The 14,163-nt window shown below is 49.4% G+C and carries 18 protein-coding genes; 7 read left to right on the top strand and 11 right to left on the bottom strand.

Annotation, left to right across the window (positions count from 1 at the left end; translation table 11 throughout):
* Positions 1–20 precede the first annotated feature (20 nt).
* From IAE30_RS02495 to IAE30_RS02510, 4 genes are all read right to left on the bottom strand, one after another.
* Positions 21–1,415 carry a glycoside hydrolase family 1 protein gene (locus tag IAE30_RS02495; RefSeq protein ID WP_045814543.1) on the bottom strand — a complete coding sequence of 465 codons (1,395 nt, stop codon included), beginning with the start codon at positions 1,413–1,415 and terminating at the stop codon, positions 21–23.
* Positions 1,416–1,430: 15 nt separating this feature from the next.
* A complete protein-coding gene (gene bglF / locus IAE30_RS02500) occupies positions 1,431–3,293 on the bottom strand; it encodes a PTS beta-glucoside transporter subunit IIABC (RefSeq protein ID WP_200678276.1) in 1,863 nt (620 codons plus the stop codon).
* 205 nt (positions 3,294–3,498) lie between these two features.
* The gene (locus IAE30_RS02505; RefSeq protein WP_045832653.1) at positions 3,499–4,221 is read right to left on the bottom strand and encodes a YoaK family protein; all 723 of its coding nucleotides are present in this window, start codon (positions 4,219–4,221) and stop codon (positions 3,499–3,501) included.
* Between the two features lie 133 nt (positions 4,222–4,354).
* The gene (locus IAE30_RS02510) at positions 4,355–4,957 is read right to left on the bottom strand and encodes a LuxR C-terminal-related transcriptional regulator (RefSeq protein WP_200678277.1); all 603 of its coding nucleotides are present in this window, start codon (positions 4,955–4,957) and stop codon (positions 4,355–4,357) included.
* 199 nt (positions 4,958–5,156) lie between these two features.
* Between IAE30_RS02510 and IAE30_RS02515 the strand changes: the two genes are divergently transcribed.
* Positions 5,157–5,342 (top strand): general stress protein, encoded by a 186-nt coding sequence (locus tag IAE30_RS02515; protein ID WP_200537500.1) that lies wholly within the window; start codon positions 5,157–5,159, stop codon positions 5,340–5,342.
* A gap of 41 nt (positions 5,343–5,383) precedes the next feature.
* Here IAE30_RS02515 and lepB read toward each other — a convergent pair whose 3' ends face one another.
* The gene (lepB, locus tag IAE30_RS02520; protein WP_200678279.1) at positions 5,384–6,319 is read right to left on the bottom strand and encodes a signal peptidase I; all 936 of its coding nucleotides are present in this window, start codon (positions 6,317–6,319) and stop codon (positions 5,384–5,386) included.
* Positions 6,320–6,527: 208 nt separating this feature from the next.
* Between lepB and IAE30_RS02525 the strand changes: the two genes are divergently transcribed.
* Positions 6,528–6,782 (top strand): hypothetical protein, encoded by a 255-nt coding sequence (locus IAE30_RS02525; protein WP_234465385.1) that lies wholly within the window; start codon positions 6,528–6,530, stop codon positions 6,780–6,782.
* A 71-nt stretch (positions 6,783–6,853) separates the two neighbouring features.
* Here IAE30_RS02525 and IAE30_RS30240 read toward each other — a convergent pair whose 3' ends face one another.
* Positions 6,854–6,979: a hypothetical protein gene (locus tag IAE30_RS30240; RefSeq protein WP_255352476.1), complete on the bottom strand. Its 126-nt coding sequence runs from the start codon at positions 6,977–6,979 to the stop codon at positions 6,854–6,856.
* Positions 6,980–7,366: 387 nt separating this feature from the next.
* On the opposite strand from IAE30_RS30240, the gene IAE30_RS02530 reads away from it, so the two are divergent.
* Positions 7,367–7,759 carry a YgiW/YdeI family stress tolerance OB fold protein gene (locus IAE30_RS02530; RefSeq protein WP_200678282.1) on the top strand — a complete coding sequence of 131 codons (393 nt, stop codon included), beginning with the start codon at positions 7,367–7,369 and terminating at the stop codon, positions 7,757–7,759.
* 116 nt (positions 7,760–7,875) lie between these two features.
* Here IAE30_RS02530 and IAE30_RS02535 read toward each other — a convergent pair whose 3' ends face one another.
* Positions 7,876–8,076: a hypothetical protein gene (locus tag IAE30_RS02535; protein WP_200678283.1), complete on the bottom strand. Its 201-nt coding sequence runs from the start codon at positions 8,074–8,076 to the stop codon at positions 7,876–7,878.
* A 237-nt stretch (positions 8,077–8,313) separates the two neighbouring features.
* Here IAE30_RS02535 and IAE30_RS02540 point away from each other — a divergent pair, with 237 nt between their 5' ends.
* Positions 8,314–8,511, top strand: a complete 198-nt coding sequence (locus IAE30_RS02540; RefSeq protein WP_045814535.1) for a hypothetical protein — start codon at positions 8,314–8,316, stop codon at positions 8,509–8,511.
* Positions 8,512–9,300: a hypothetical protein gene (locus IAE30_RS02545; RefSeq protein ID WP_200537495.1), complete on the top strand. Its 789-nt coding sequence runs from the start codon at positions 8,512–8,514 to the stop codon at positions 9,298–9,300.
* Here the strand turns inward: IAE30_RS02545 and IAE30_RS02550 are convergent.
* Positions 9,292–11,064: an EAL domain-containing protein gene (locus tag IAE30_RS02550; RefSeq protein ID WP_370585460.1), complete on the bottom strand. Its 1,773-nt coding sequence runs from the start codon at positions 11,062–11,064 to the stop codon at positions 9,292–9,294. The two genes, IAE30_RS02545 and IAE30_RS02550, sit on opposite strands and share 9 nt — an antisense overlap.
* A 751-nt stretch (positions 11,065–11,815) precedes the next feature.
* Here IAE30_RS02550 and IAE30_RS02555 point away from each other — a divergent pair.
* Together IAE30_RS02555 and map are read left to right on the top strand one after the other, a co-directional pair.
* Positions 11,816–12,061 carry a ParD-like family protein gene (locus tag IAE30_RS02555; protein ID WP_045832646.1) on the top strand — a complete coding sequence of 82 codons (246 nt, stop codon included), beginning with the start codon at positions 11,816–11,818 and terminating at the stop codon, positions 12,059–12,061.
* The gene (gene map / locus IAE30_RS02560; RefSeq protein ID WP_200678287.1) at positions 12,058–12,846 is read left to right on the top strand and encodes a type I methionyl aminopeptidase; all 789 of its coding nucleotides are present in this window, start codon (positions 12,058–12,060) and stop codon (positions 12,844–12,846) included. Before IAE30_RS02555 ends, map begins: the two co-directional genes overlap by 4 nt.
* A 22-nt stretch (positions 12,847–12,868) precedes the next feature.
* On the opposite strand, the gene IAE30_RS02565 is transcribed toward map, so the two are convergent.
* The 3 genes from IAE30_RS02565 to IAE30_RS02575 all read right to left on the bottom strand — a co-directional run bounded on the left by IAE30_RS02565 (position 12,869) and on the right by IAE30_RS02575 (position 14,150).
* Positions 12,869–13,033 (bottom strand): hypothetical protein, encoded by a 165-nt coding sequence (locus tag IAE30_RS02565; RefSeq protein WP_200537492.1) that lies wholly within the window; start codon positions 13,031–13,033, stop codon positions 12,869–12,871.
* Between the two features lie 22 nt (positions 13,034–13,055).
* A complete protein-coding gene (locus tag IAE30_RS02570; RefSeq protein ID WP_200537491.1) occupies positions 13,056–13,463 on the bottom strand; it encodes a hypothetical protein in 408 nt (135 codons plus the stop codon).
* Positions 13,464–13,541: 78 nt separating this feature from the next.
* A complete protein-coding gene (locus tag IAE30_RS02575; RefSeq protein ID WP_200537796.1) occupies positions 13,542–14,150 on the bottom strand; it encodes a LysE family translocator in 609 nt (202 codons plus the stop codon).
* Positions 14,151–14,163: the final 13 nt, after the last annotated feature.

Here is a 14,163-nt window from a genome sequence, read left to right on the forward strand (position 1 = left end):
CTGCGCGCCCGTTAAAGAGGTTATTTCAAGGCCGCGCCGTGGCTGCGAATGACGTCCTGATACCAGAAAAAGCTCTTTTTACGCGAACGCTCCAGCGTACCGTTGCCTGCATCATCGCGATCAACATGGATAAAACCGTAACGTTTAGAGAACTCGGCTTTGGAGGCGCTGACCAGGTCAATCGGTCCCCAGCAGGTGTAGCCCATCACTTCCACACCATCCTCAATGGCTTCCCGCACCTGCACTAAGTGATCATTCAGATACTGGATACGGTAATCGTCATTAATACTGCCATCGGCCTCAACCACATCTTTGGCACCCAACCCGTTTTCCACAATAAACAGTGGCTTCTGATAGCGGTCATACAAGATGTTAAGCAGGATACGCAGCCCTTCTGGATCAATCTGCCAGCCCCATTCTGAACTGGCCAGATGCGGATTAGGCACCATCGACAAGATATTGCCCTGCGCTTTCTGGTTCTCTTCTTCATTCGTGGTGACGCAACCGGTCATGTAATAACTGAAGGAGATGTAATCCACGGTGTTCTGCAGGTCACGTTTGTCTTCATCGGTGATGGAGACTGTGATTCCGCGATCGGCGAAGAAGCGTTTCATGTATGCCGGATAGGCGCCGCGCACCTGCACATCACCAAAGAATAACCACTCACGATTCTGCTGCAGAGTTTCCAGCACATCGGCCGGACGGCAGCTGAGCGGATAGAGCAGCGCACCCAGCAGCATGTTGCCGATCTTACCGTCCTGCACAATCTCATGGCAGGCTCGCACGGCGCGACCGCTCGCCACCAACTGATGGTGGATGGCCTGATAGATCGCCTGTTGATCGCTCTCTTCCGGCAAGCCGACGCCGGTAAAGGGCGCGTGTAACGACATGTTGATTTCATTGAACGTCAGCCACAGCTTCACTTTATGCTGGAAGCGAGTGAACACCGCACGCGCATAGCGTTCGAAACAATCAATAGTGATGCGATTTCCCCAGCCACCGTATTTTTTAATCAAGCCATACGGCATTTCGTAATGTGACAATGTCACTAATGGCGTAATGTTGTACTTTGCCATCTCATCAAATAAACGATCGTAAAAGGCCAGCCCCTCTTCGTTGGGTTGTGCCTCGTCGCCCTGCGGGAAGATACGCGTCCAGGCAATCGAGGTGCGCAGCACGGTAAAGCCCATTTCCGCGAACAGCTTGATGTCTTCCGGGAAGCGATGATAGAAATCAATCGCCGTGTCTTTGATGCCAAAATCGTCGCCGCTGCGTTCAACGCGCGCGCCGAAAATCCCTTTAGGTTGCAGATCCGAGGTCGATAACCCTTTACCGCCCTCCTGCCAGGCACCTTCCACCTGATTGGCGGCAACGGCGCCACCCCATAAAAATGCATCCGGGAAACGTGTAGTCATTTACTTGCTCCTTGGTTATTTCAGCACGGCCAGCAGCGGCGAGCCTTCACTCACCGCGCTGTTGTTCAGGGTTAACACATCAATAAAATCATCACTGTTACTCACCAGCACCGGTGTGGTGAGGTCAAACCCAGCGCTTTTAATCGCCTCAATATCAAACTCCAGCAGCACGTCACCTATTTTCACCGGCTGATCGTTTTGCACCTGAGGATGGAAATATTGCCCATCGAGTTTTACGGTATCGAGTCCAACATGGATCAGCACTTCCGCGCCTTGATCTGACGTCAGTCCAATGGCATGTCCGGTGCGGAACATCGAAGAAACCACGCCATTGACCGGCGACACCACGCGGCCCACTTGCGGCAGAATGGCCGCGCCTTTGCCGAGTAAACCGCTAGCGAAGGTCTCATCTTTGACTTTTTCCAGTGATAACACTTCCCCCGCCATCGGGCTGACGACGCTTTCACGGCGCGTCAATGTTGCGGGTGCGGCTACGGGTTCCGCCACAGCGGACGGAGGCGCGGACTCCTGCAGCCCAAACACATAGGTCATGACACAGGCAAAAATCAGCGCCACCAGGGCACCGGCAAAGGATGCCAGCACACTGACATCAAGACCTGTTGAGGGCACGACCTGGATGAAGGTGAAAATGCTGGGAAAACCAAAGGAGTAAATGGTGGTGTGCCAGAAGCCTAGAATGGCGGCACCCAGCGCGCCACCGATACAGCCGAAAATAAACGGACGACGACGCGGCAGCGTGACGCCATACACCGCCGGTTCGGTGATGCCAAAAATACTGGCGGTGAACGCCGAACCCGCCATCGCTTTGAGTTTGATATCACGCGTGCGCAGGAAGATCCCTAATGTCGCGCCCGCCTGCCCTAATACCGCCGGCATCAGTAATGGCAGTAAGGTGTCGTGACCGAAGTTAGCCAGATTGTTGAGCATGATCGGCACCAGGCCCCAGTGCAGGCCGAAAATCACACAGATTTGCCAGATCGCGCCCATCACCGCCCCCGCCATCATCGGACTGAGGCTGTAAATCCACAGATAGCCTTCTGCCAGCAAGCGGCTGAGCCAGGTCGCGGCTGGGCCAATGGCCAGAAAGGTGAGCGGCACGGTGATTAACAAGCACACCAGCGGCGTCGTAAAGTTGCGCACCGCGCCAGGTGAACGCGGATGTACCCAACGCTCAATCAAGCTTGAGACCCACGCAGCAAAGATAATCGGGATCACCGAGGAGCTGTAATTGAGGATTTCCAGCGGAATATCCACAAAGGTCAGTGGCTTTCCTGCCTGCTGCTGTTGCATCGCTTCCAGAATTAATGGATGCACCAGCGCTGCGGCAATCGCCATACTGACAAAGGGGTTACCGCCAAATTTTTTCCCGGCACTGTAGCCGAGCAGAATCGGCAAGAAATAGAACAGGCCATCGCTGGCGACAAACAACACTTTGTAGCTACCGCTGCTCGATTCCATCACACCGAGCACCAGCGCCAACGCCAGCAGTCCCTTGATGATGCCTGTCGCAATCATCACACCAATAAACGGTGTAAAGATGCCGGAAACCAGATCGATAAAACGGGCAAACAGGTTTTGTGGCGTAGTGTCCTCCACGTTGTCGGCACGATCGAGTGCATAGCGTGCCGTTAACGCGCGATAGACCTCCGCAACCTGGTTGCCGATGACGACCTGATATTGTCCACCGCTTTCTACCACCATAATGACGCCAGGATTATTTTTTAACTCGGCGGTATGCGCTTTTTGACGCTCTTTTAATTTGAAGCGCAGGCGCGTTGCGCAATGCATCACGCTGATAATGTTCTCTTTTCCCCCCACGCCTGCCACAATGTCATCTGCCAGTTCCTGATATTGCATCTTCCTTTCTCCTGCAAAACGCCCCGAATTTCGCGCAAAAAAAAACCTGAGGCGCGCCCTCTGCTATCGAGAAAGGGCGCGCCTCAGGTTTTGCCTGCCGAACAGTAACAATCCTTAACGCCGATTATATTGCGGAGCATTGCCAAAAAGTAGCAAGCAGTTTTCTAAAAACACGCTGAGAAATGTGAGGGACGTCAATTATTGTTCAGGAGTGCAGTAGATGTCCGGCACGTTGTAATGCAGACAAAGCGAGTGCAGAAAGCATCACGCCAATCAAAATTAACAGTTTATAGCTCAGCGCGTTGAGCAGCAGAATACCCAGCACGCCGCCGAACAGAAATGCCATCACCGTGAAGAAATGCAGTTTTAAACGTTCGATATAGAGCGGTGCATCTTTCGGGGACTCTTTACGGCGTAGCACATCAAACAGCATGGCCAGTTCAATGCCAATATCGGTGGCGGTACCGGAGACATGGGTGGTGCGCACGCGTGCGTTGGAAATTCTTGTCACCACGGCGTTTTGTAATCCCATCAAAAAACTCAAACTGAGAACCAGCAGTACTCCCGATTCACTAAAGCTGAACCAACTCTCAATGACGCCTAGCGCTAATAATGCCACGCCTTCCAGCAGGATATTGATGGCATAAATCCCGCGAATTTGTCGTCTGCGGCCGGAGTTGATGATCAGGGTCGAAACTGAAGAACCGGCGATAAAAAGCAGCACGATCAGCAGGAAGAACAATCCAACGTGCAGATTCGCTTTCGCCAAATGGTCGGACAGTGACGAGACGTTGCCCGTCATGTTGGCTGAGAAAAAACCGACGGTTTCAAATGCAGCAGTGTTCAGCGCGCCCGCCACGGCCGCCAGCGTACAGGCGAGTCGGGTATCCGTATTAAAAGTGCGCGTGTTTTCGGAAGTGATCAGCATGGCTATTCCCGGCCCTGGCAAAGGGGAATATCTTCCTCCTGCGAGCCGGAATTCTCAAGCCTCAGGCAAAAGACGCCATTTACTGACCGGGCGTAACAGGTGTCATGAGAGAGGGACAACGTCAGTGGAAGTATTAATCGACAGGGGTTCGATTAAACCCGTATTGCGTAAGCCGATGATGAAACTCAACATTATTTTCACAATTCAGCTTAGCGTAAATCGATCGCTTATAGTGACTGATGGTTTTGTTATTCAGTCTGACACGCAAGGCAATGTCCTGCTGACTGCTGTATCGGGCAAGCCATTTCAGCATGTGAAATTCTTGCAGCGAGAGCGAAGGCACACGGCTTCGTGTTGAGGTATGAGGTCTCTTCTCAGCGAGTATATTGACGTTTTGAACAATGCTGGCTAATGAGGCTTTTTTTGTCAGAAATAAAACCGAATGAAATTCATGGGCAAGAAAATTAAGCAGCGCGGCATCTTTAATGTCAGTCAGTACCAACACGCGGATACAAGGATAAAGTGCCTGCAACAGGCGTAAGAACGTATAGGAAGATTCAATATCATCAGCTTCGGTTTTTAACTCAATAATCATCACTTCGATGGATTGATCGATTAATGTTTTTTTTGCATCACATAAAGAGGTGCAGGATAAGAATTGGTAACCAGCAGATATCAATAGCTTTTCTAAGCCAAGCGCGGCCCAGAAATTGGCTTCAACATTTAATATTTTCATGTTTATTACTTAAACAATTTAAAAAATCATTTAATCGTGATTAGTGGCTATTTTAAATCGGATAACATTTCTTTTTTTGTGCGATAAAGACTACAAAATATTAATTATCCCGCGCTGACGAAGCCGCAATCGCGCACTAAAATTATGGAGTGACTAGCTAGTCCTTATCTCTCACGGAACATTGATATGAGGTCTTCCTATGAAACAACAGAGCTACAGAGGCGGTGCAGGGAATTTTGCTAACGATCCGGCACGGGCAAGAGAAGCTGGCAAAGCGGGAGGCAAAGCCAGTGGAGGCAACTTCAGAAACGATCCTGAACGCGCCATTGAAGCGGGTCGGAAAGGAGGCAAGATAAGTCGCCGTCCTCCAACAAAGTCTGAGTAAAGCGCTTTAGGATTTGTTCTGCCAGGGACTGGCATCTCCTCTTATTGGATCCGCCCAATGCGATCTAACCTCAACCCTGTCGGCCACTGCCCTTCCTGTTTTTCCACGCTGAATCCAATCGCCACCGCTTTGCCCACCAGATTAGGCTCAGGGACAAAACCCCAATAGCGGCTGTCATAGCTGTTGTTACGATTATCCCCCATCATAAAATAGCTATCCGCCGGCACCACCCACTCTCCGGGCTGCTGACCGGGTTGATGGAAAAACGTCGATGCTGAAACAGTAAATTCAGGTTTCTGCAAAATGCGATGCGTCACCCCCGCCAGCGTTTCAGTGCGCATCAGTAAACGCTGTTCAGCAGGCTTTTCCTCGCCAATGGGCCTGGCATAGAAGCCCGGATGCGCTCCGGCAGTCTCGACGAACTCGCCCGCTTTGAGCGCACTATAGTCAATGGCTAGCGCAGGTGCACAAGATTGATTGTCCTGGCAAAAAGGGAAAACAGTGAGCTGTTGTGTCGCTGGATTGAATATCACTTTGTCGCCGGGCAAACCGATGACTCTTTTAATGAACAACTGCGTTTCGTCCTGAGGAAACGTAAATATCGCAATATCACCGCGTTGAGGGTGCCCGGTGGCCAGCAGCGTTTTCTGATTGAATGGATTTCGCAGCCCGTATGAATACTTATCTGCCAGCACCCAGTCGCCGGTGAGTAAGGTTGGCATCATGGAGCCAGAAGGAATGCGAAAAGGCTCCCAGCCAAAAGCCCGAACCAGTAACACGATGACAAGCAACGGAAAGAGCGATGCGGGCGTATCCAGCCAGCCCGGAAGACGTTTGGATAGGCTCTGCTGCATGAGCGAGGACTTTGCTTTTTTCTTCTCAACGTTGACGCGAGAGACAATGCAAAGCCTATATGCCCAACTCAGGCCGCTAAAAATCACAGCAATGGCCAGAATCAGGGCGAAGATGTTCATCATAGGAAGGTTCCAGCGCTTCAGCGTCATCAATGCGGGTCGTTAATATGCGCCGTGAATATAAACCAAACAATAAGCTATTGCTCTCACATCTGTGCTTTACGGCTCGCTTATTCAAACTGAAAAGCAGAGGCTTGAGTTATAAGCATTTCAATGCGATATTCATTTCAATACCGTGGCTTGCTTAATCAACATACTTTAATAGGGAGCGATGATGTCAGCTGAAGAGAGAATAAAGGAACTTGAGGAAACCGTGCAGCGGTTAAAAATTGAAACCGATGTATTGCGCGAACTGATGATTAAACAGGTTGCGTTGAATAACATTAGCTTCAAAGGTAAGTACGATGAAGTCATTATTAACATGGCTAAAGAGTATGAAGAGCGCGGACTTGAGGTAGATCGTAATCGTGCTATGCATGAAGCGATGCGGCAATACATCAAAGATGATACATCATCCAATGATTGAACCTTTGTTCTGTAACAAAACTTACCTTCAGATAGAACGAAAGAGCCGCAGCAGCGGCTCTGTATTGAGAATCAGATAATGGGTTTTTGATCATCAGGTAAGCCACGATCGTCAGTCTCATCGTCTTCTTCATCGGGTAAAGGCAAATCGTCGCCAGGCAGTGGCTTAACATCATCTGGATCTGGACGTTCTGACATACATACCTCCATTCACCCTGATTGGGTATAGGTAGTTTAGTTAGGTGATGATTAAAGCGATGCACTAGATAACCGATTATGTGAAACAAGCGTAAAATATTTTTTAAAAACTAGCCGCGACTAGTAAAGTGAGTTTTCTTAACTACATGCTTCGTTTATCACTGGATCTCAGTTTGAAAAACTAAATCTAATAAATCACTCGTTTTAAAATCTTAGTGCACAATGTCCCTCACATTAAAACGAGGTATTTTCTTTCAAGCTACTGCTTATCCACAGTTTTCGCCGTTTAATGAAGAATTAAAAATGAAGTTATTATTCTGCGGCTGCGTTTACTCTCCCTCATTTGTGCCAGGCTTAAGTATTAGACATTCATCTCGGAGATGAGATATGCATAAAGCTGCATGGGTTGCATTAATGTTGTCATTGAGTTTCGGGGCTCACGCTGAAAAGGGAGGTTTTGAGCCAGGTAAAACGCCACCGCCACAAAATAAGGAGGATGCCGGTTATAAAGGCTCTGAAGATACGGCAGAAACCCCAGTGACGCTGATAAAAGACTTTCGTCAGGGTGGGTATAGCACGCTTGAAGGCTACATCACCCATAAGATTAAAGGCGATACCTATCAATTCCGAGACAGTTCCGGCACGGTAAATATCGATGCACCGCTCACTACTTTTAAGGGAAAAACCTTCAATGCTGAGGATAAAGTGCGAGTCAGCGGTAAAGTCTTTGGTAAAGGAGAAAATGCTCATCTAAAAGTCTCAAGAATAGATGAACCTTGATCCTATCATAGGCACACCTCAGCCATGCCATACTGGCTGAGGTAACTTCCTCTCGCATTATTTAATACCCTGTGGGTTATTGCTGTACGCAAACATCCAACCCCGTTTCAAACATGTTATTTGTCCTGAAAAGGATCATGTTTGTGATCTTTACTGTCATCGCGTGTACGAGGGATCTCTCCATGATCTTTCGGATTATCTTTGGCAGGATGATCTGCTTCTTCAAGAGCATTTACTGCATAAAGGTCCGCCTCAGGTAGCTTTTTATGCGTATTACCTTCCCTTTTACGTTGCTCATTTTCGTTATGATTTTTCATAAATTACCTCATAAATAGTTTCTTAATAACTATAGTCTACTATTTGTAATACAAATCAATTTTTATCAGGAATTAACATCAGGTAATAATACCCCCAGATTACGGCCTCGCTTAAATATATTAAATGACCGGATTAATCTGTAAAGTTCAAAAACATCCCCTTTGAGGATGAGAGAAGCCAGAACAACAACTGGTTTTGTGCCATACTGTTTTCATCCCAGAGAAATGGAAATTAACATGTTTAGCTTTATTAGCTCCCTCTTTAACAGCCCAGAGTCATTGCTCCAGGTCATGAGTCAGGATGATATGAAAGAATCTATTCAGGAAGGTGACAGAATCATTATTGATGAAGATGGTAACGCTTCGGTTAATCCTTTAAGCCCAAAAGTACAGCGCGATTTTTCCCATCATGTCAAAACGTTGAAGGGTATTTAAATGGGCACGGCAATATTTATGGTGCTGATGGTATGTGGCTATTGGTATACCAGCCGCGACATGTCGAGTCGCTTAAAAATAAAACGGTCATTTGGCTGGGATGTCTATTTTCTCATTGCGCTTTATGGCTGTATTTTCGTCTTGCAGGGGGTGCTTGCAACGGGGATTGTTTGGCTGATCTTACTCGCCGCTTCAGCACTCAACAACACGTTTGCACTTAGCAGTCTCGTACACGCCCGCTGGCATGTGGATTTTATGACATGGAGCTTTCTGGGTATTCAGGCACCGGTAGTGATTATGCTCGCCTTTGCCCTGCTGTTTTGTGTGTATCGTTCTAACTGGGCTGGTAGCGCGCGATTAACCGCCAGCAGCCGCCGCGACCTCTATCAGCGATTGTCGCGTTCGAACGGCATTGAGCAGATGTTGTTGCAGTGTATGGAAGAAGGTGAGTTAGCCTGGGTAACGCTAAAATCCCGACGCATCTACATTGGCATGATTCATGCCGCCACTTTCGAATATGCCAGCACGGCTAATATTGTATTAATACCGATGCTCAGCGGTTATCGCGATGCGCGCACGCTCAACCTCGCTGTTGAACACAATTACAGCCGCTGGTACCACGAACACGGTATTGATTTTATGTCAAAACCCAAATCGGCTTTAGAGTTTCGCAAAGTCATTATGGTTGATCAAATCGAGAGTCTGTCGCTGTTTGACCCCGCCAGCGCCAGTGCTCTGGCAATGGGTGAAGCAGGAACCGATGACGTCAGGACAGAGGTATCACCCTAACTTCCAGCGCAACCAATTATCCAGTTCGCTTTCAGGTAATGGGCGGGAATGAAAGAACCCCTGCGCCTGATCGCAACCGAATTCTTTTAACGCTTCAAGCGTCTCAAGATTTTCCACGCCTTCAGCTAACACCACGTAATCCAGTTCTTTAAGCATGGTGATGATACTGCGAGTGATGATGCGTGACGCGGTGTCCGTGGCAAGTCCCCCGACAATCGAACGGTCGAGTTTGACCACATCCAGAGGCATTTTTCGCAGATAACTGATATTGCTATAGCCGGTGCCGAAATCGTCCAGCGCAATACCGAAACCGCGCAGTTTCAACATTTCCAGGCCACTGATTGCTGCCGTGCTTTCGATGATGCGCTCGGTTTCCAGGCACTCAATGCCGAGCAGATTCGTCGGCAGGCGTGCCTTGATCATCTTACTTTCGAGTCTGTCGGCAAAACTTTCCTGACTAAAGTCGCGCACGCTAACATTCACCGTGACAGGCAACTGGATACCTTGTCCGTTGAGCCGCTTCAAACGCTCAATGGTTTTATCAATGACCCATTCGGTGATCTCTTGCAGCAGCGTGGTTTGTTCCGCGAGCGGGATGAAGACTGAAGGAGAAAGCTCACCTCGGGTGGGATGGCGCCATCGAATCAGCGCTTCAAGACCAATCGGTAAACCGCTGCTCAGACAGATTTTCGGCTGGAACACCAGATACAAGCCATGATTGTGCCGTACAGCAGTGGCCAAATCGTTGACGAGAGTAAAGTCATCCGTACGCCGCTCATCGTTTTTCTCACTGAAGCTCATACACGGGATACCGCGACAAATGGCTTCATGCAACGCACTAACGGCTCGACGCAGCGCTTCCTGAGCGGAAATTTCTGACGGCGAAAAGAGGGTTTCACCGGTATGCGTCGCCAAATCGACCGATAAACCTTCGCCAATCTCGGCGCGTACGCCTTCCATGCGTCGCGCAATCCACTCGGCGCACAATGGACTTTCTTGTTGGGTTAATAGCGCGAACCGCCCGGTTGCCACGGTATAGAGCAGTTCATTTTTGCCGGGACGCAAACGTAGCGGCAGTAACGTTGCCATATCTTTGAGCAGCCCTTCGACTGGCGCCATGCCCAACGAACGCGCCAACTCATAGGCTCGCGGCATATCGATGCAGTCGATCAACACCAGTCGATACCGTGTGTTATCACCCGCATTACGCAAGGATTGCAGGTCTCGAATCAGTTGCTGTCGGTTAGGCAATCCTGTCACCAGATCGGTAAAACCGACAGAATGCCAGGCTTCCAGAAAGGAAATCACCAGTTGTGATAGCAATGTCATCGTCGCCAGCTTTTCAGCGCTAAAGGTGTGTGGTTTGCTATCAACCACGCACAGCGTGCCTAAGACCAGCCCTTCCTGGCTCTTCAGTGGCACGCCCGCATAAAAGCGAACAAAAGGTTCGCCAATAACAAAAGGATTGACGGAAAAACAGGCGTCCAGTTGGGTATCGGGCACCACCAGCGGTTGATCCCCTTCTACCACGTACTGACACAATGAATCGGCACGCAACGTTTCACCGACGTTAAAGTTGTGAGCAGCTTTGATGTATTGGAAATCATCGTCAAGGACAGAGATGAAACTGCTGGGAACATCCAGCGTTTTACTGACCAAATCAGTGAATTTGCTCAGTACATCGTCACGGCAGATATCTGGAGTCCGAAGTGCCTGGAGCGTGATGCAGCCTGGCTTAAATTCGTTAGTTATGCTCATTTGCACTCGCCCATTCTATTGGTACGGATAGCAATGCTGAACTCAAAAGAATAACTTCATTATCATTAAGGAGAATATCCGCCATTTTGCGTCTATTTTGCTCATTATTTACCGGTGAATATCACCATACTATGCCCGCCATCACGTTTTGTCATGCTGAAATATCTTTACAAAAAGCTTACATGACAACTGAGTAAAGGGATCTTTCACCTGATTTAAGCGAAGCGTTAATTGAAAACAAGGATTACGGCTGCCCAGACATCTTATCAATGGCACACTCATTAATAGGGTTTAATAATTAGCGCATTAAATTCAATCTGTTGTCAGAACTTCAATAAGCACAGAAAACCATCAAATAAGTGATGCGTCACGGAAAATATATTTCTGCCGTATCGCTAAGTTGCTGCCGATTTTCTCTTAATGATGCCACTCGATTATTAGCTTAATCCCTCTACGGTGGATTATTTTATTTTAGCTAAGGTTTCAAATCCCAAACATTCAGCACCCTGCTCTGGGGAAATCCAGAGATATTACTCTGCAACGAATGTTAAGCCGCTTCGCGGGGTATTTTCCTTTAGTCTATCTTTACCTCTGCCCTCTTTTCCTCCACATGTCACGTCCTGGCAGGCTTAAACGGCGAAAAGTTGGAGATGCTGTGCATGGTCACGGCAAACTTACCAATATTTCCCCTTCCATCTTATCCGGACGCAGCGTAACCTATATGCAAAACGACTATGTTTCATATACGGATCGCATAATGGGTATCGTAAAAATTTCTGATCTGATGCATGAGAATCTGCGTATCGCGAGCACGGCGTTAAGCCGTTCCATCAATGCGCAGGCAGAGCACTGGATGAAGATTGGCATGCTGGCTGAGCTTTATCCTGACCTCAACCTTCAGGAACTGACACGACTGTTGATGCGTGTCGAACGTGACGGCGGCGCAGATTTAGCGCAGCTGCTTGACCAGCCTACATTAACCACGCAGGGAATCGCGCAATGACCATCAAACTGCATACTGCTGAAGAAATCGAACTGGCACGCGCTGCCGGACACACCGCGGCAAAAGTGCTGGAAATCATCACCCCTTACGTCAAACCCGGCGTGACCACAGATGAACTGGACGCCATTTGCCATGACTATATTGTCAATGAACTGAAGGTTGTTCCCGCCAATATTGGCTATCACGGCTATACGCGCACCACCTGTACGTCGGTAAACCACGTGGTGTGCCATGGGATTCCTGGTGAGAAAAAGCTCAAGAATGGCGATATCGTCAACATCGACGTCGGTATCATTAAAGATGGCTGGTACGGTGATACCAGCCGCATGTATTACGTGGGTGAGCCATCGGTGCGCGCTAAACGTCTGGTCGATATCACCTACGAATCCATGGTGGCGGGCATTAAAGTCGTCAAACCCGGTGCAACTTTGGGTGATATCGGCGCCGCGATCCAACAGGTGGCGGAGAAAGCCGGATTCTCAGTGGTGCGTGAATATTGCGGTCACGGTGTCGGTGAGATTTATCACGGCGAGCCTCAGATTCTGCACTACGGTACGCCGGGCACAGGGATTGCGCTGCAGGCAGGCATGATCTTCACCATCGAGCCCATGATCAATGCCGGTAAAGCAGGCACCAGTGTTTTATCTGATGGCTGGACGGTGGTGACAAAAGATCGCTCGCTGTCGGCGCAGTGGGAACACACCATTGCTGTGACCGAGACCGGCTTCGATTTGCTTACGCCATGGCCCGAAGGCACAGGGGATTACGCAGCAATAGAAGCCTGAGTGCGGCTCACCGCGCTGACAGTCATTCAGGATGCGCCAATGGAGTGGCGTTACTTTTCACCGCCGTGTAAGGTAACGTCACTTTTTTTATCCCGAACTGAGACTGATGCGTGAACAAGCCATTTTTGCCGGCGGCTGCTTTTCCACTGCAACCATCAGGTAATGTGCTCCTGATGGCCGCTGGCATTGGCATCACTCCGCTTTTTAACTTATTTAGTGCGCCACATGCGGTACTGTCCCCAGAAGCCCACTTCTGTGGCGTACTCTTGTGGCGTGCCGTCAGCCACAATATCCAGCGACTTACGCATCCCCATGCTCATCACTGAACAGTCATTACTGACGCGTAACTTGTGCAGACCATTTTCCAGATACGCAGTGACAAACTGGTTTTGACGCAACATCGCGACATCCTGACCATCCACGTTCACCACGAATTTGCAGGATCCCCCGCTTGCACTACCAATAAACTGCTTAAGGCGCGTAACGGTAACCGGCGTCTGCTTCTTGCTGGTATCCGGTGTGACCATTTGCTGATTGATGATGGTATCGGCTGATCCATAAGGTCTGGCGCACCCTGCCAGGGTTAAAACCGCTAACGCTATCAATGCTTTTTTCATTATTTTTCCCTTTAAGCTGCTCCATGCAGCAATTCGCTATGCGTTATCGGCGTTGTGGGTAAAATCTTCAATACCACGCTACAACAACAGCTCCCTCAGGTTGTAGAACGCGCCCGCCAGTGCGATCAGCAATAATATCAGCATTGATACCCGCTCCATACGTAGCTGTTTTGCACCCGGCAGCCAGCGTTTTACGGTGATGATGTAAAACGCCAGCACCGCAAAATCGAAGGCCATCCACACCAGCGCCAGAGTGATCAGGCTGCTGCTAAGATAGGGCGTAATGGCGATAAACTGTGGAAACAGCGCGGCAAAGAACAGAATATCTTTTGGATTAGAGATGCCCACCACAAAGCCTTTCAGCAATCCACCCTGTGCTGCGGGCCGGTGGGCGATTGCACTGGTTGCAGCACGTAAGCCTTGCCATGCAATCACGCCCATAAACAGGGAACCCAGCAACCCGGCGACTTGCAAACTCCGAGGATTGATCGAAACCAATCCCGTCAACATCAGCGCAGCCAGCGCGATCAACACCAGTGATGCCGCGTTAGTGCCCACCACGGTGGCAAAAGCGCGGCGATAACCGTGACGTGCGGCCGTGCCCGTAACCAGCGCCACCACCGGGCCTGGCGTCATTAACAGCAATAAAATCGCCAGCATATATGCCAGCAGCAGTGAGAGGTTCATGACAACGACCTGT

Source organism: Pantoea sp. S61, assembly GCF_016625145.1.
Lineage (GTDB): Bacteria > Pseudomonadota > Gammaproteobacteria > Enterobacterales > Enterobacteriaceae > Pantoea > Pantoea rwandensis_B.